Here is a 16834-nt window from a genome sequence, read left to right on the forward strand (position 1 = left end):
ATATTTATTCTCATTTCCTTATGCCATTTTTACATCATTACAATACCCATCTGTAAACAATTTATCTAAAACAATATTCGGATCTTCATTGGCAGCTTTTACTCTTCTTATAAGTTCTTCAATAGATATTTTTTCTTTAATAATTAAATTATTTTTATCATCAATCTCAAACTCTTTGCTGTTTTCAGATACTATCTTTACTGGTTTGTTATTTTCAACCGGAATAATGATTATTTTATCTTCCATAAAAACTCCTACTAACAAGTGTGCTTTCTATAACTTTCCTCAATATATATTGGTTGTGCGTCACCATATACAGAACTTGGCAATTCATTCTTTGCTAATTCATAATGACAAAACCATTTACCATTAACACACTTTAAATCTTCTGATAAATCTACTCCATAAATTATTTTACATTGCTCAATCCAATCATTATATATTTCTTCTTCTGTAGATCCATGTGCAACTGCATAATAATCCCAACCAGACCATCCTTCAGAACCCATTTCGCAACTTGTAACAAGATATACTAAATACGATTTTCTCTGTTTACATCTTTTTTGAAATAAATTTTCGTTTATTACCATTATATTTTCTCCTATGAAAGAACGCTTTCAATGCTCATCAAAATCTACATTATTCAAAATTTGATATAATTCTCTGATTACTTTTGCATCATACAAAGAATTATGCTTGTCACCACTAACTGAACCATCTTTCCATCTATCCCACAATATTTCTTCTCTTGATTTATCAAATGCTTCAGATTGACTAATTTTATAATACCTTGCAATATCCTGATTTATATCATAGCAGCTTGCACTCACATTATCTGGTAAATCGAACGCTGTTCCAAATAAATCAATAAGCAAAACCATGTCATAATGACATACATCAGATACTAATTCCACTTTATCAAACTGACTAAACCAATTCCCGAGAGCCAATGCAATATCATCCTTTGTTCCAATATGATAGTTAGGAATATATTTTCTATCATTTTCACTTTTTGATTTATAAAGATTTGCAATGACATTTTCTTCTATCCAATTCCAATTATCTGCATCTGACAATGTTCTTTTATAATCTGTCAACTCTGCATAAAAACATCTTCTATCTTCTGAAATTAATCCAATACTGATTAATGTTGTATCTTTATGTAGTCCTGTAAATTCTGTATCAAAAAATATTTTCATTAGTTAGTTTTATACCTTACCTTTCCACACTTTTTACATTCACAATGATATAACTTAGCCATTCCTCCGTTAATCATGTGAAGATAAGTATATGTATAATCATGTTTACAAAATAGTCTTTTTAAAAATTTCTTCATAAGATAACTTTCCCTTCTTAATCTCAATTTCTATTTCATATTCAACACATTCCGTATAATTAGGACAATCTGTACATTGAATACAATTACAACTTTTTGCTGGTTTCATATAGTCATCTCCTTCTTTCAATGAAATTTCGGTTTTATTCTGCTATTAAGTTTCCATTTTTATCTTTATAGATTTTCATGTCATCTCTCCAAAGACCTTTTTCTCTAAGGTATTGTGCAAACTCTAATACCTCATCTAATTGTTCTTTGAGATCTTCTGGCCATAAGTCCATATTTCTTTCAATTATACCTTTCATTATAATCATCATATTCCGTAAATGTTACTGTATCAACATTAGTTTCAAGGACTTGTCCCAATACAAATAATGCTTCATCTACTAATACTTTATCTGGCTTCTTCTTTGACTTTGTATTAATATAATCTCTAACATATTCTGAAGCGGTAATCGGGTCAGGAATAGAAATGTCTAATCTGTTTGCAGTATCTTTAATTGTTTTTGCATGAATTTGATTCATACACAATATAGGAGTGCGTGTTATATGACTTCTATATACAAGATATGTAGTTTTTCCACGACCTCTTGGTAAATTACATACTTCCATTTACATATTCTCCTTCCAATATTTCTTGATTATTTTAATTGCCTTTTGGAGTCCATAATTTTCTCCGATTTCATATTTCCACTTATTTTCATATCCCTCAGTACCACCAACCAAAACATTATTACCTTTTTCATCAATATTCATTTCTCCAAGCAGATCAGAAATAATCATATTAATTTGGTCATAACATAAACCATTTAGCATGAATGGAAGCCTTACCATATCATCATTAATGAAAAAATACTTTTTTATGTCTGTGTTCCGTGTTCTCAAAACATATTCACATACTACTTCATCCATATCCAATAATTCATCTTGTGAAATTGGATATTTTTCAATTAGTTTATTAAATTTTTTACCTGTTTCAATGTGATACTTATCTTCTTCTGATAATCTGTTATAATAATCAAGCTGTTTGTTCAAAACTTCAATTTCTTTACTTATACATTCTCCAAGTAATTTGAATAAATTTATATTTTTCACCTCACTTCAAACCTTGAAATCGTGCTTTCAATGCCTCTATAATTTATTGGCTTTTATGCGACTCCATAATCTTTTAATACGGGGGCTTCATTCTTAATTTCATGTAATACAACCGTAATCATTCCATCCTCAATATGTACCTCATAACCATCATAAATATTGGTATCAATAAACAGATGAATATTTATATCATTTTCAAATCCCAAATCTGGCATTTCATATTTACCAATAACATTTAAGTAAGTCTGTTTTGTCCTGTTCACAAACTCGGTAGAATATGTAATCAAGTCCTTTGGTATACCCCATGCCTCGTAAAGCATTACTTTATCACCATTTAATTCCTTCTCCACTACTGGTCTGTCATAATCGTTTTCATAAAACATACACTTATACTCCTTTTCAAAAATATTTTCATCATAATTGACACTTCTAATACTATAACCACAAGAAACTGCATCTAACATTTCTTTAAATTGTTTCATCGTCTTCCCACTTCCTCTTGCGGAAGTAACAAATAAAATTGGTCTATATTTTGCTGACTCAATCACATCATCTTTTGTAATATCACAAAAATACATTCTGTCTGTTGGATCGTCATTATTATCGTATCTATTTTCTACAAATAGAGATTTTAGACACGGAAGAATAACTGTATTTACAACTTCTTTGTTCACTATCGAATCAACAATCATTCCATTAAATCTATTCCCTCTTGCTGTGCTACTTGCTCTAACAACTTTTATGAGATTACCATTAGGAAATCTTACACTAGATTCACATTGATTATTTCTTATTTCTGTTTTCTTTTGATCCCAAATCAAATTTGAAATAACATTTATTACAATATCACTTTTAGCTTTTGATGTTACCCAAACTCCACACTTATAATTTTCATTTGTGTTACAAAATTCTATTTGCTTTTTTAGTGCTTCAATTAAGTTTATTTTTATCACTCCTCTTTTATTTATATTCTCCATTCATCCGCTGTTCTAATATCTTTGCCTCTCTCCTTAATCCTCTATCAATTTTCAGCAAACTGTTAGTATATTTCACCCATTCTTCTGCTTCTATCTTTTGAATATGATCTGACACTTCTCTATGTATCATATCTTGCATTTTTAAATAATCTTGTAGAGATTTAGGTATTCTAATATATTTACTGTAACTTCCAGATTCTAAGACTCGTTTTATATCTTCTCCAATATTATGTTCGTGTCCATCAGTTTCAAATAATTCTTGAAGTTCTTTTTGCTTAAAATCTGTAAACGTTTTATCAATACATTTGCCCATTTCTTCAAGTAAAGAATCATGTATTTCTTTTTCATGTTCTTTGAAGAATTGAAAAAGTTCATATTTTTGTTTTGGAATTATTGATTATCACCTCCCACCAAATGAAACCAAGATTTTATTGAACTAAAATACTATTCAATTTACTATCCGCTATATCAAAATACTCTTTGTCAATTTCATACCCCAGATATTTTCTATCTAATTCTTTTGCAGCTACTAACGTAGAGCCTGTACCACAAAAAGGATCAAATACAATATCTCCTTCTCTACTCGAATTACTAATATAGAATTTCAATAGATCTACAGGTTTTTCACATGGGTGAGTTTTGTTACCAATGATATTATCAAATTGATGAACTGTCTTACTTCCACCTATATCATTAATCCATTTTGCTTTTCCTTTTCTAAGAAATAATATATACTCACAATTCTTCATATAAAATTGTGAACACACACAATTATTCTTTTCCCAACATAAAAGATTATGTAATTTAAAACCTGCTTTCTGTGATTCATTCAACATTTCAGTCAAGTTTAGAACATTTGTAAATATATAAGCATGACTTCCATATTTCAAAATTCTATATACTTCTGGCATCCAATCATATATATTTACATTTTGATGTGCGAATAATGTACCAGAATTTCTTTTTAATATACCTTTTGGACGCTTTGTGCGTTTTCCATCTTTACATCCACCAGAGATTGTCTTATAGGGAGGATCGGTAACTAACAAATCTATACATTCAGATTCCATATTTTTCATTGCCTTAATAGAATCTATATTGAAAATTTTGTTTATTTCTATTTTTTCTTCACCAGAAAGTCCATATGGTTCACAGTAGCTACACTTTGTTTTTCCTTTCTGATTTTTTATATCAAATAATTTCTATCGTTGTGAATATCAAACTCATATCTCAACAAAGCATCATGTACTTTTTGCGGAATTATACTCTTATATTCATTCGCTATCTTTACTATTTCTTCTTCCTTTTTCTGCGAATATACTTTGTACGCTTTTTCGATTGTGTCAAACGAACCTAAATCTTTACCAGAATATCGTGCTGAGTATCCTTTATTAAGTTTATCAATACCATTAGGTAAATTTCTTTGATTTGGTTTATTTACAAAAAGCATATTGATTCTTTGAGGAACTAACAGACATTTATTTGGCTCATAGATTTTGTTTCCTGGATATAAAATATCTTTATCTAAATGTAACCTCCCTTTTACTTCGTATTTATTATTTTCATACCATTCTGCAAAATTTTGATAACATAACCATTCTTCACATACTGTACTCTCTTTATAATAAACAGTTGATTCATCACAATAACATCTATATAGCATCGTAACCCATGTATTATAAGCATCCGTATGTCTTTGTGGAGATTTCTTAGTTTTATATTTTCCTTCCCCAATATACCCAATGCCGTTTACTGTAATATCATATGGATTGCTGACTTGTCCTCTTTTGAAATTTGAATAAGTTGTATTTGTTATATAATGATGTTGGTCTAAAAATTCAACTTGCATATTATCATGTGAATGATATACAAGAATCATCATATCAGTTCCTTTATTATTCTTACGAATTTCACCAGTTCTATCTATATTTTCACCTCCATATGCCAAGGAAATTAACCTTTCAAGGCAACATTTTCTTATAGAAATGATTATCTCTATATACTCTTTTCTTTAAAATTTTAAGAATACTTATCAAATTTTCTAACCCATCAACATTGTCAAAAACAATTTCTCCAATAGGCACGCCAACATCATTTTCTATTTTTTCTCCTAATCTTCCAACTGTATCTAATTGAGAAAAGATGAGACTGACTTTATCAAGCTCTGGATCAACTGTTTGTGTTATAGCAATATCTCCATTTCCTAAATAAATAATTGGAATTTCTTTTTTATTTGACATATTTCACTTCTCCAATCCAAACAACATCTTACAGTCATTTTCATTATTCTCTATAATATCCATAAGTGTATGGCTACAATAACTGCCATTCAGATAATACTTTTGATAATCATGTTTGATCCTCTCAAAAGTCCAATCATAATTGTGACAATCTATGTAACACTGTAAACGCTGCCAAGCATATTCTTCAACTATACACCTATCACAATTTTTGTGTTCTTCATTACAGTAATCACCGATAAGAGGACATACCTTTTCTTTTCTGGTATATTCGTTATCCATCTTTTCTTTCCTTGAACTTTTTGACAATTTGAGGAATACATCCGTAAAATCCCCAACATGTTTGAACCTTTTCAACTTCTTTAACTTCATAATCGTTAGCAATACCATTAAACTCCAACCATGAAACAATAGATGATATTAAATTTTCTTCATTCATATTATAACTGCCACCCCCATCAGAACCATGTACAATGGCTTCTACAATTATTCTATTAATTATTTCAATTTCTTTTTCTAACATAATTTTCCTCCCTTGAAACTCTGGTTTTAAGTCCTTACTCTAACCACTTATTATCCAAATAATAAAACCCAAACACACAGCCGCCGATTAACACAATCCAGAATATCCAGAATATGATTAATCCTCCACCGGCTTCTAAATACTCGACTGTTTCATTTATATTTTTGTCAATATAAAACTTTGTATTATCCGAAATTGTTTGATTTCTTAAATCTGTAAAGATTGTTCCTGTGTATTTTGTTCCTATTCCATAATATTTGTACCTGATATGACTTGATTCTTTGATGGTGTCAATATAATTTGTGTTTGGCAAATCAATCTTATTGCTACCAAAAGTAATTCCACAAAAGGATATTTCTTGGCATTTCTTATCCTCGCTACCTACTCTATCCCAAGTCCAATAAACTTTTGTACGATAGTGTTTTCCTGACTTTACTCGTTTAGTATGTCTTGTATATTTCTCTTTTACTTTTTCAACATATATGTACTCGCCGCCAATCTCTGGATAAGTAACTGTATCAACAGCCACTAAATCGCCATACACAAAGGCATTTCCAACATTCGTGTCCATGCCATACTGAAATAAATCTGTATTATCTATTTTTACTGCCTTGTTATAAACCTCATTTGCGTCTAGTTGGTGTTCTGAAATCTTGCTAGAAATCAGAACACCAATTAGTAACATTACAGCCACAATAGAAATACTTGCTAAAATTTCTCTCTTGGTAATTTCAAAATCACCAAAATCAAATCCATTCTTTCTATAACTGTATCTACTCATATTTATTCTCCAAACAAATTCTGAGGTGCTGTCTCAGGTGCGTCATAATCCAAATATGTATAATCCTGCGCTTCATAACCAAGCATATTTAAAAATATTCTTGTTGGAAACTTGCGAACATATCTGCTGTACTCTTTTACCTGTTTATTATAATTACTTCTATATTCCGCAATCAGATTTTCAGTCATTACCAATTCATTCATAAGCTGCTTATAGTTTTCATTTGACTTCAGCTCTGGATATGCTTCTGAAACTGCTGTAATGGCTGTTGTCACATTTTCAATATCACCTGCTGATCCACGCCCCTCAGCGATAGCTGTGAGAGTTTCAAATTCATGTTTGTCATATTGCTTCACGCAATCAGCAAGGTTATACACCAAATCTACTCTTCTTTTCTCCTGAACTTTAATATCTGATTGTGCTGTGTTTACCTGTTCTTCCAAAGCAAACGCTCTATTCTGAGAACTCTGTACACCAAATACACAAAGTAGGATAACAGCTACAATACCTACTCCAATGATTAACGGTAACTTCCAATTTGTTTTCTTGTTCATAATTTTCTTTCTCCTTTTAATTTTATTTTTTATCTGATTGAGTAATCAGAATTTTATTGATTTCTTAACGGCAAAATATTATTGACAAACATTTCCATTTTTGTTACAATATTTTCAAATAAACGATAGATTAAGACTTAAGACTATTAACGTACAAAAGATAAACATACATCGCCAAAATGAAAGGGGTACAGCCGTATGATTTATTTTTGTGTAACTTTAATAGTTTTTTTATTTTTCCTTTGCTTTGTAATTTACAAAAAGAAAAACGATAATCTTGATCTTAACCTGAAAATTAATTTTCTACATATTTTACAGATTGAATTGGGTTGTAAATCTTCCAAAAAGAAAAAGTAATAACGTGCCAATGAAAGCAAAATTTCAACAAATCGTCCTTAAATAATTTTGATAATCTTCCTTTGTATATTCATATTTATTTGCTATGTTTACACATTTTTCTGTTTTCCAAGGTTCACATCCTTCATCTTCTAATGTAGAAAACCAATATCCAATTAAATCTTTAATATCACTATACATCTCATTAATTCTATTCTTTATACTTTCTGCTTCATGAAAACTAAATTTTCTAACAGCAACTAATGAATTTAAATAATCCCATGCTACTTGAAAATCATCCCTGCTTTCTTTATAAAAATAACACTCACCATACTTATCTGTAGCCGATTCTGCTGGAATATCAAAATTAGTATGATTATCACTATCTATATGATGATGTCCACAATCGCCTGTATAATTTTTACATGTTTTACAATTCATAAATCCTCCAATTTTCCCAATGAAAGAGTTGTTTTCTGGCATCAATCTAACACTGGTTTACATGTATCTGACCATCTTTTATCTTTATGTTTTTCTATGAATTTTTCACACTCATCCCAATCTTTATGTAACGAAAAAAGTATTTTCCACAATATTTACATTTTAATTCTATTTCTAAAAAACGGATATCATTATCGTTATATCCGTGAGTCCAATGCCAGCAAACCACCTCACTATTTTTATGTCTGCAAAACAAATCCATAATCCTTTTAATCATTTTCTTCTCCATTCCTCACACTGAAATCCGTTCTGATTTAACCACTCAGCTACCAAATATCTGTGACAAAAATCTGATGGTTTCTCATAACAAATCAGTGCAATGTCTTTGCCATTTACATTCGGAACTAAATAATTTAATTCCTTAATTACAGTGGCAGCATCTAAAACATCCAGAACCTCAACTTTAAAACGCTCTATATAATAGTCATTATCATGATTCTTTTTCCATTCCATGAAGAATCCATACTTTGGAGCCAACTTTTTATACTGTAATCCCTTATACCAGTCAGGTGCTTTACCACAGATTGAGATTGGTATAATGTTATGATTTTCTAACTCTTTTAGCTTTGCAAAATAACTCGTGTATATCATTTACTATTCATTTCATCCCCCACATAATTTTTATCATGAACAATAGATACTTCATATTTCAACAGTGCTTGATACACTTCGTCTGGAATAATCTCTTTGTACTCATTTGCAATATTTATAATATCTTTTTTCTTTTTACTGGCGTATACGGAATATGCTTCCTCAACAGAGTTATATACTCCTAATTCCATTTGATTATACTTTGCCAAATATCCACAAGAATTTTTTCTAATTCCATTTGGAAGACCACGTTTATTTGGTTTATTTAAGAAAAGCATATTAATTCGTTGTGGAACTAATAAACATTTTTCTGGTGCATAAACAGTATTCCCAGGACATTTTATATCTTTGTCTAAGTGTAGTCTCCCATCACATTCATATTCTCTTTCCTTATACCAATCTGCAAATAGCTGATAATTTAACCATTCATTACATACAGTACATTTATCATAATATGAAGGATGAAGTTCCTGATTTTTGTCGTAGTAACACCTTTCGATCATGTGCATCCAACATAAATAAACTCTTGAAAATTTACCATTATGTTTAACTTTCCACTTACCATCACCAATATAACCAATACCAAATACAGATCTATCATATGGATTTTTAATAGTACCTTTTACAAAATTTGAATATGCACTATGCCTTTTCACATAATGAAAATCATCTAAAAATTCCACATCCATGTCATTTCGTTTACGATAAGCGATAATTTTCATTTTTGTTCCCTGGTTATTGATTCTTATTTCTCCTAATCTATCCGTTTTATCACCTCTTTCTAAATGGCAAGGAAATGAAAAATTCATTCGTACTTATTCTTAAATCCTGATGAATACTCTGCTTCATCATCTTGATATACTGTGATTTCTCTATCACTCATTCCTACATACTCAAGTTCATACTTTTTAATATAAGCATCCATTGACTTAGGTTTCATCTCACCCCAAGAAGGATATGGAAATGTTGTTTTATCTCTAAAATCCATTCGCCCATATTCTCTTGGATCATAATCATAACCTTTTCTTCTACATACGAATTTGTCAAACTCAATACCATTCGCTCTATGCCAGTCAATAATCGAATATGTATTGAACTCATAAGAATTTTCAGCCATACGATTATAACTAACATAATCGATTATAATGTCTGCCCAGGGGTATTTCTTACTTCTGAAGATCATTCCTGTTTTATATTTCTCTTTGTATTTTTTTATTACAATGCTAACCTTTTTGTCTGTATAAAATATCATTCATATTAATTCCAACAGATTTTTTACTCCACTTTTTACAATCAATATGAGTCCTGATAAATACGTTAGCCCTACTTTCAATATCTAAAATATCTTTTACTGCTTTCATACACTCTTCTTTGTACATACACACGTCTTCTTTATCACAGTTCTCACAAATTTTTTCACCAGTGTTTTTAATATTTGGCATTGGAATATTGCAGTTTGTTTGTGGTAATTTACTATTACTTTCATAAGTTCTTGATACTTTCTGCATATCATACTCAGATGCAACACCGTTAATAATACTACTCATTCTATTTCTCCTCACAAAACAATATTGTTCCATTTCTTGTTCTTTTCATATTTCCACTGAATATTTCCAAAACTGATTCTCGTTTCAATTTCTTCTACATTTTTCATAGAAAGTAACCATTCACGATACGCATTCACTTCCTCATCTGTAGCATCCTGAAATACTTTCCAATGATTAAGAGTTTTGTCAATCTCCTCTACTGCCCATTCATAATCAGACAATGTAGCTTGTCTTCTAAATTCTGCAAGATACTCTTCTACTTCAGCCTTTGCCTCTTGATATGTAAAATACACTTTATCTGGCCTGATGCTCACATGAGTTATATGATGTTGCCACATAGGGTATTTCTTAATGATGCGAAATCCTTCTTTGGTAATATCAGTTTCAATATTTCCATGAAAAATCTTATTGGATTTAACAAGCAAACCTGATTCATATGCTTTCTTAATTGACTCTGGATCATCTATTCGCACACATAATTCTTTAAATAATTTTTCATCTTCAGAATCAGTTTTCCATTCCAAATCAAACAATTTTGTATTATGTGTCCAGCCTTTAGGAAGTTTTCTATATTTTTGGTTATCCTTAAATTCATCAATTGGAACTCCATTTATATATCTTGTTTCTTTTGGTTCCAATAGATCTATACATACAGCATCAGAAAATTGTTCGTCTACTCTGCCATATTGAACACTATATTCATTTCTACTTTTATTACACCAATAAACAATATCTCCATGTTTAAATCTTTTTCCAAAACCTTTTTTGATATTTATCACCACCATTCCTTTTTTTAGTGTAATTCTCCCCTCGTTATATACAAGGAAGTATCTACACTACTGCTTGTCATAAACATCATTCCTATCATCTATAGGAAATCGTTAGAATTGTTAAGGTGATTATCTGCCGAATGGAAGAAATCAATTATGAGCTGGTAAATCTATTAAATCTTTATTATTTAATATCCAAATCGCTCTTCTCATATGTTTTCTCTTTAATCCTCTATTTTTAAACCAAGGACACATAATCAGTTTTCCTTTTTTCACCGATGACGTTTGTACTAAGTGTGTGTCTTTAAAACACTCTAAATCAAAGCACTCATCATCAAGAATTACAAAGTTATCTACTTCGTTTTGGTGTTTTGATAGCCAAGATAATATTTCTTTATCACGCCTACCATCGGATGATTTTGGTGTAATATCAATAACTTCAATATTGTATTTATTTAGCAAATCTGTTAGCAACTTCTGATCATCTGTTTTCTCTTCATATGGTACATTCCAAAATCCACCACGCCAACTACTTGACATTACAACTTTTGAATCTGTTGCAGCCACAATCTTAGATAAGTACTTAATCTTTTCTTTATGAATGGTAAATGAATTTCTTATATGTTTTCTATACCAATCTTGTATGTGCAACAAACAAGACACATTCCAGCCTAATAAAGACCAAAAATCATACCCATTTAATACACCATCAACATCAAGAAATATAATTTTTTGTTTTATAAATCACACCTCCTACCATGAAACCGATGATTTAAGTCTATATGTACTATTCCTCTTTTGCAAAATTCAACATTTCATCTTTTGCTCTCTGGTAGAAATTACGGTCAATTTCAAAACCATAAGCACTTCTACCAAGTTCATAAGCAGCTCTTAATGTAGTTCCACTTCCGCAACACGGATCAATAACTACATCACCAGGATCAGTAAATATTTCAATCAATCGTTTCAGAACTGCTACTGGCTTCTGAGCTGGATGAATCTTAGGTATCTCTTTCCCCTTATCTTTTTCCCACATCATATATGTACTGTTGTTATAATAAGTTCTTCCCCATTCATCTTCATTCCCACCATCAAACCAATTAAAAATCATATGTCCTGTACCTGGAATATTCTTGCCATTCTCGTCAATTTGAAGTCCATTTCTGAATTTAGGCAATTTATCTCTGTATAACAGAAGTGCATACTCAGCGGCTCCTACAACACGCATATTCGCTTTAAGCACCTGTGGACTATAATTCTTACAAAAGATCAGCGGAATGTAATGAACAAATTCATGCTTCTCTGCTGCTTTGATGAGTGTCTGAATCTGTTCAAATGAGCAAAATACAATCATACAAGGTGAATTACTGCTCCGACCTCTTGGAACGGGTCTAGTATCATCCTTTTTCAGCATCTTGGAACAAAAATGAAAATACTCATATAGATTAAAATTGAAATCAGAGTTGAACGCTGCTTTACCAGCTAATTTGCTTTCACCTTTTTTATTGTCTCCTCCGTTGTACCACATCGGATTTGAACCGTAAAAATTATTTCCTACATTATATGGAACATCTGCAATAATTAACTGAGCAGGTGGAATTGCATACTTCTTATAATTTTGCATAGAGTCCCTATATAATTCACATTTGATTTTCTTTTGATATTCCATTCTTATTTAGGAGTAAATCCGGATTTATTCTGCGCAGAAACCTCATTTCCTCCTAATCTTTTTCTTTATTTGCTTTGCATTTGCTTATTTGTTACTTCTACTTCTCAACTATCAATGAATCGAAATTTTTATTGCTTAATATTCTTCTTCTGGCTCGTCAGGTTCCTCTAGTTCCATTCCTAAAATACAACCAATCTGATATGCTGCCCAACTTGTTCCAGATTCATATCCATCATTAAAGCAATCATCATAATTTCCCGCTGATCTCTCTGATGTCCACCCAGTAGAATATTGTTTATAATGATCTTTCACCCATTCCTCTAATTTCTTTTTGATATTACTATCCATACTCTTTCTCCTTTAATTAAATTTTTTGCTTTGAAATTGGCTTTTCAACTGCTAATCTTGATATCCATTTACTAGGACATTTTCATATAATTTTATTGTTTGTTTTGTACCAAAAATCTTCTTATTCAAGTCTTCGATACATTGTCTACAATACTGTTCATCAATACTTTTTACTTCTTTTTCTAATCCCCTACTTACTAATTCTTCTCTAACAATAGGAACAGAATCAAATGCTTCATTATCTGTATAATATTTGAGTAGTTCATCATTAGTTATTTCAGAAATAACTTCCTTGCAATTTTCTTCTTCTCCAAAATTCGAACAATGAAAACCACATCCACCATTTATCCCTTGACTAAAACATGAATCTCCACCACTCAATATGTAACGATCATATGCATTTCTTTCAGATTGAATCCTCGGTTCTAACTCATGTTTTATTCGAAAATTAGCACTATATAATTTATCATCTGTTTTTCTATATTCTCTTTGCAAATCCCCATATTCTTTTTGTAATTTTTCATACTTATATTTCAGATTTTCATATTTTTCTTCTATGGTGTCACTATACAATATTTACATCACACCTTCCTTTTACACATTCCAAAATTCTATTTTTACCAATATTAAATATCTCTTCATCATTCTCAATACAAATACATTTCCTGGCTGTCCTAATAGTAGCTACGCAAGTTGTCATACTACCAGCCGTTGAATCAAGCACAGTATCGCCCTCATCAGTATAAGTTTTAATAATTTCTTCTACTAATGCTACTGGCTTTTGAGTTGGAGTTAATGCACACTTTTGGGTATCTTTGGCGAATAGCCAAACTGACTTAGGAAATCTCTCTGTACTGTCATATGTATGATTTTTGATTTCGTTGTAATTTGTTGACTGCTTACTATTTCTTTTGTGGGACGCTGTACTTACTTTCCTGATGTATCCACTTGTTTTCTGAGGATTATACGTTGGTTGTTTCTTATAGAAAACACACATATCCTCATGGTTTCTCATTGGCATTCTATTAGCATTCTGGAACCCTGTAGGTTGTGTTTTCTCCCAAATGAGATTGTATTTTCTCCCAAATGAGATTGTATTTCCACATCTCACGATTGCTCTCCATAAGATCAGCGGTAAACATTCCGTTTGCAAATAGAATAATTGCGCCATTATCTTTAATAATTCTTTTATATTGAGTCCATAACCCTATAGACTTATTTTCTTCAAAATACGCAAGCGCACCATTATAATTAGTTTCTCCTTGCTTATAACACCACAAAAGAAAATCATCTTTATAAAATACCTTTGGTTTCTTTCTCACTTCTAAAGTTATATAGTCATTAAATGGAATTACTATATCCCAAGCATTCCTGGCGGTCTGCCCAAACGGAAGATCTGTGATAATTGCATCTATAGATCTATCAGGAATATCATCCATCAGTTTTAGACAATCACCTTGCCATAATTCATAATTATTATTCTCAAATATTTTCTTTTCCCAGAAAGGCATGATCATCTTACGGTTGCAACACCTTTGTTCCTTTCTGTGTTATTTTTCTTAAACTTCCTTGATTTTATCTGCTAACAAATTTATTAATCTTGCACCATGCGGATATAACGCATTTTCCATTACTATGTAATCTAATTGCATCATTCCTCTACCTTGATTTTCTTCAATAATATCTGCTAATATATTGAAAAAATCTGCTTGTTGCGCTGAATCCATATTCCAGAACTCTTCAGCTAATTCCTGTGGATTCATTTCTATATTAACCTCTCTTGTTACTATTTCTTTTCACCTCCTCTTGATGAAACAGATTTTTCATGGTTATTCATTATAGTTAATTACACCACATTCCTTTAAAATATCCATTGCAAATTTACCGACATCTTCAAATTTACTATGCTGAGTAGAAAATTTTGCAATCTGATCTACCATGTAAATTGTTTTTGATACCTTTACTTGATCTTTCAGTCCGCCATGTTGAGTAATAGCATAAACGATATATGCCAAATCTTCTGGATTATACTCCTTTACTTCGTACCCAAAATCTTTCAACATTTTCTTGGTCATTTTTTCATCACTCAAGACTGTTTTCACCATCTTGTCAAGCTGTTCATCTGTTATCTTATTATCTTCCATATAATTTCTCCTTTACTATTTTACACTTGACTACCTATCAGCTTTTGTATTATGTTTAATTAACATAATTTTGTTGAGTACAATATCTCTCAACTTTCAGATGCAAAATCACCTGATTACTTACAACAGATTTATTAAACAAAATCCGTTGACATAGCAATATTTCTACTTGCATTAAAGTCTGCATTTAACTCTGCACCACAAGATTTACATTTAAAATGTGCCTGATCAATCCTCTGTCCCTCCTCCCAATGTCCACAACAACTACAAATCTGTGAAGTATGATATGGATTTATCTTCCTTACTTCTATTCCATATTTGGCAGCTTTATATGTAATAAACTGTTGAAGTTCATAAAAACTCCAATTTCTTAATATAAATTGATTTGAATCAAAACCGCTTAAATCTTCTACATTTATGTATTTTGCTTTGTTCTTAACTGCAAAATCTACAACATTTTTACTGACATAATGGTTATATGTTTTTACAAAATTTCTTTCTCTGTCTTTTAATTTCTCTAATGGTTTTAATTTCTTTTGTCTACCGTGCCCACCAGATGTTGATGCTAGGGATTTTTGTAATCTTCTTCTCTGTGACTGTAATTGTGTTCTAATTCTTAAAAAATCATCTTTAGAACCAATAGATTGTCTTATATAATCATTTGTATTCAATCCACACATAGCAGGTATAGCAAGTCCTAAATCTACACCAACAACTATATTTTCATCCAATTCTAGTTCTTGCTTGGGGATATCCATACTAAGATTTAAAATAATTTTCTTACCATCAATTTGAATAGAAGATCCGCACACCTTATAGTTCTCTTCAAATATCTGCTGAATTTCGCTTCGTAAATATGCTGATTTATGTGGATTACCGAAAATCATTTTGAATGTAATATTGTTTGCAAATTTAATAAATACTTCTAAATCTTTTGAGTACAGATGATCTAAGAAATCTGTATGTGATTCATAATTATGATACATTCCATTGTCTTGGTGATAATTTGTACTTCGTAATCTCACAAAATTAACATGGACTAATAATGGATTATTTTTTCTATATGTTGGCAGAGAGACTTTCCCACATAGCAACCCATTTTTACATGAATTTGCAAAGTCTTGTTTTACTTGTTTCACTACATATCCTAAATTCATATTTTTTGCAAATTCTATTGATTTATCATAAGCACTCCCTTTTTTACTATTACTTACTCTTGAATATAATCTATTTAATTCTTTTCTGTCTTCTTTAGAAATATCTTTTATTGCAGCAATGTATAACGCACTCATATATTGATTCATCGCTTTATTCTGATAGAAAATACCATCTCTAAGATATTTATAAACCCTATCTATTTCTTCTTTTTCTCCTAATGGAATTATTTGAATTTTTCTTGTTAATATCAATCTATTTTGCCTC

Annotated in this window: 31 protein-coding genes; all 31 read right to left on the reverse strand. The window is 30.7% G+C overall.

The window, feature by feature from the left end:
* Positions 1-18: 18 nt before the first annotated feature.
* Complete coding sequence (locus tag D7Y06_RS00335) at positions 19-246, reverse strand: hypothetical protein (protein ID WP_120405848.1); 228 nt, start codon at positions 244-246, stop codon at positions 19-21.
* An 11-nt stretch (positions 247-257) separates the two neighbouring features.
* Positions 258-590, reverse strand: a complete 333-nt coding sequence (locus D7Y06_RS00340) for a hypothetical protein (protein ID WP_120405849.1) — start codon at positions 588-590, stop codon at positions 258-260.
* Positions 591-617: 27 nt separating this feature from the next.
* Positions 618-1199: a 3'-5' exoribonuclease domain-containing protein gene (locus D7Y06_RS00345; RefSeq protein ID WP_120405850.1), complete on the reverse strand. Its 582-nt coding sequence runs from the start codon at positions 1197-1199 to the stop codon at positions 618-620.
* Positions 1200-1304: 105 nt separating this feature from the next.
* The gene (locus tag D7Y06_RS25725; protein ID WP_158591164.1) at positions 1305-1445 is read right to left on the reverse strand and encodes a hypothetical protein; all 141 of its coding nucleotides are present in this window, start codon (positions 1443-1445) and stop codon (positions 1305-1307) included.
* Positions 1446-1479: 34 nt separating this feature from the next.
* The gene (locus D7Y06_RS25730) at positions 1480-1641 is read right to left on the reverse strand and encodes a hypothetical protein (RefSeq protein WP_158591165.1); all 162 of its coding nucleotides are present in this window, start codon (positions 1639-1641) and stop codon (positions 1480-1482) included.
* Positions 1625-1948, reverse strand: a complete 324-nt coding sequence (locus D7Y06_RS00350) for a hypothetical protein (RefSeq protein ID WP_120405851.1) — start codon at positions 1946-1948, stop codon at positions 1625-1627. Before D7Y06_RS00350 ends, D7Y06_RS25730 begins: the two co-directional genes overlap by 17 nt.
* Complete coding sequence (locus D7Y06_RS00355; protein ID WP_120405852.1) at positions 1949-2431, reverse strand: hypothetical protein; 483 nt, start codon at positions 2429-2431, stop codon at positions 1949-1951.
* A 53-nt stretch (positions 2432-2484) separates the two neighbouring features.
* Positions 2485-3408, reverse strand: coding sequence for a hypothetical protein (locus D7Y06_RS00360; RefSeq protein ID WP_120405853.1), 924 nt, complete (start codon positions 3406-3408; stop codon positions 2485-2487).
* Entirely contained in the window at positions 3392-3721 is a 330-nt protein-coding gene (locus D7Y06_RS00365) for a hypothetical protein (RefSeq protein ID WP_120405854.1), read from the reverse strand. The genes D7Y06_RS00360 and D7Y06_RS00365 overlap by 17 nt, the downstream gene beginning before the upstream one ends.
* Before the next feature lie 115 nt (positions 3722-3836).
* Positions 3837-4478, reverse strand: coding sequence for a DNA-methyltransferase (locus tag D7Y06_RS00370; protein WP_158591166.1), 642 nt, complete (start codon positions 4476-4478; stop codon positions 3837-3839).
* 116 nt (positions 4479-4594) lie between these two features.
* Positions 4595-5356, reverse strand: a complete 762-nt coding sequence (locus tag D7Y06_RS00375) for a hypothetical protein (protein WP_147415544.1) — start codon at positions 5354-5356, stop codon at positions 4595-4597.
* A 13-nt stretch (positions 5357-5369) separates the two neighbouring features.
* Complete coding sequence (locus D7Y06_RS00380) at positions 5370-5648, reverse strand: hypothetical protein (protein WP_120405857.1); 279 nt, start codon at positions 5646-5648, stop codon at positions 5370-5372.
* Between the two features lie 3 nt (positions 5649-5651).
* Positions 5652-5930, reverse strand: a complete 279-nt coding sequence (locus tag D7Y06_RS00385) for a hypothetical protein (RefSeq protein ID WP_120405858.1) — start codon at positions 5928-5930, stop codon at positions 5652-5654.
* The gene (locus D7Y06_RS00390) at positions 5923-6171 is read right to left on the reverse strand and encodes a hypothetical protein (protein ID WP_120405859.1); all 249 of its coding nucleotides are present in this window, start codon (positions 6169-6171) and stop codon (positions 5923-5925) included. The genes D7Y06_RS00385 and D7Y06_RS00390 overlap by 8 nt, the downstream gene beginning before the upstream one ends.
* Before the next feature lie 34 nt (positions 6172-6205).
* On the reverse strand, positions 6206-6952 hold the full coding sequence (locus D7Y06_RS00395) for a hypothetical protein (protein ID WP_120405860.1): 747 nt from the start codon (positions 6950-6952) through the stop codon (positions 6206-6208).
* Between the two features lie 2 nt (positions 6953-6954).
* Positions 6955-7506, reverse strand: a complete 552-nt coding sequence (locus tag D7Y06_RS00400) for a LemA family protein (protein ID WP_120405861.1) — start codon at positions 7504-7506, stop codon at positions 6955-6957.
* Between the two features lie 381 nt (positions 7507-7887).
* On the reverse strand, positions 7888-8283 hold the full coding sequence (locus D7Y06_RS00405; RefSeq protein ID WP_120405862.1) for a hypothetical protein: 396 nt from the start codon (positions 8281-8283) through the stop codon (positions 7888-7890).
* A gap of 273 nt (positions 8284-8556) precedes the next feature.
* Complete coding sequence (locus D7Y06_RS00415) at positions 8557-8934, reverse strand: DUF488 family protein, N3 subclade (RefSeq protein ID WP_120405864.1); 378 nt, start codon at positions 8932-8934, stop codon at positions 8557-8559.
* Positions 8931-9743, reverse strand: coding sequence for a hypothetical protein (locus D7Y06_RS00420; protein ID WP_120405865.1), 813 nt, complete (start codon positions 9741-9743; stop codon positions 8931-8933). Before D7Y06_RS00420 ends, D7Y06_RS00415 begins: the two co-directional genes overlap by 4 nt.
* Positions 9740-10186 carry a hypothetical protein gene (locus D7Y06_RS00425; RefSeq protein ID WP_120405866.1) on the reverse strand — a complete coding sequence of 149 codons (447 nt, stop codon included), beginning with the start codon at positions 10184-10186 and terminating at the stop codon, positions 9740-9742. Before D7Y06_RS00425 ends, D7Y06_RS00420 begins: the two co-directional genes overlap by 4 nt.
* Positions 10158-10481 carry a hypothetical protein gene (locus D7Y06_RS00430; protein ID WP_120405867.1) on the reverse strand — a complete coding sequence of 108 codons (324 nt, stop codon included), beginning with the start codon at positions 10479-10481 and terminating at the stop codon, positions 10158-10160. The genes D7Y06_RS00425 and D7Y06_RS00430 overlap by 29 nt, the downstream gene beginning before the upstream one ends.
* A gap of 11 nt (positions 10482-10492) precedes the next feature.
* On the reverse strand, positions 10493-11260 hold the full coding sequence (locus D7Y06_RS00435) for a hypothetical protein (protein WP_120406042.1): 768 nt from the start codon (positions 11258-11260) through the stop codon (positions 10493-10495).
* A 141-nt stretch (positions 11261-11401) separates the two neighbouring features.
* The gene (locus D7Y06_RS00440) at positions 11402-11992 is read right to left on the reverse strand and encodes an HAD domain-containing protein (RefSeq protein WP_158591186.1); all 591 of its coding nucleotides are present in this window, start codon (positions 11990-11992) and stop codon (positions 11402-11404) included.
* Between the two features lie 46 nt (positions 11993-12038).
* A complete protein-coding gene (locus tag D7Y06_RS00445) occupies positions 12039-12875 on the reverse strand; it encodes a DNA-methyltransferase (RefSeq protein WP_199714587.1) in 837 nt (278 codons plus the stop codon).
* Positions 12876-13055: 180 nt separating this feature from the next.
* Positions 13056-13268, reverse strand: coding sequence for a hypothetical protein (locus D7Y06_RS00450; protein ID WP_120405870.1), 213 nt, complete (start codon positions 13266-13268; stop codon positions 13056-13058).
* 51 nt (positions 13269-13319) lie between these two features.
* Positions 13320-13841, reverse strand: a complete 522-nt coding sequence (locus D7Y06_RS00455; protein ID WP_120405871.1) for a hypothetical protein — start codon at positions 13839-13841, stop codon at positions 13320-13322.
* Complete coding sequence (locus D7Y06_RS26800; protein WP_243119023.1) at positions 13834-14289, reverse strand: site-specific DNA-methyltransferase; 456 nt, start codon at positions 14287-14289, stop codon at positions 13834-13836. Before D7Y06_RS26800 ends, D7Y06_RS00455 begins: the two co-directional genes overlap by 8 nt.
* A 4-nt stretch (positions 14290-14293) precedes the next feature.
* Positions 14294-14779: a hypothetical protein gene (locus D7Y06_RS26805; protein ID WP_243119024.1), complete on the reverse strand. Its 486-nt coding sequence runs from the start codon at positions 14777-14779 to the stop codon at positions 14294-14296.
* A 48-nt stretch (positions 14780-14827) separates the two neighbouring features.
* Positions 14828-15031 (reverse strand): hypothetical protein, encoded by a 204-nt coding sequence (locus D7Y06_RS00465; protein ID WP_120405872.1) that lies wholly within the window; start codon positions 15029-15031, stop codon positions 14828-14830.
* A gap of 66 nt (positions 15032-15097) precedes the next feature.
* On the reverse strand, positions 15098-15412 hold the full coding sequence (locus D7Y06_RS00470; protein WP_120405873.1) for a hypothetical protein: 315 nt from the start codon (positions 15410-15412) through the stop codon (positions 15098-15100).
* A 134-nt stretch (positions 15413-15546) separates the two neighbouring features.
* Positions 15547-16821: an RNA-guided endonuclease InsQ/TnpB family protein gene (locus D7Y06_RS00475; RefSeq protein WP_158591167.1), complete on the reverse strand. Its 1275-nt coding sequence runs from the start codon at positions 16819-16821 to the stop codon at positions 15547-15549.
* Positions 16822-16834 lie beyond the last annotated feature (13 nt).

Origin of the sequence: Roseburia sp. 1XD42-69 (assembly GCF_003612565.1) — a bacterium.
Lineage (GTDB): Bacteria > Bacillota > Clostridia > Lachnospirales > Lachnospiraceae > Roseburia_B.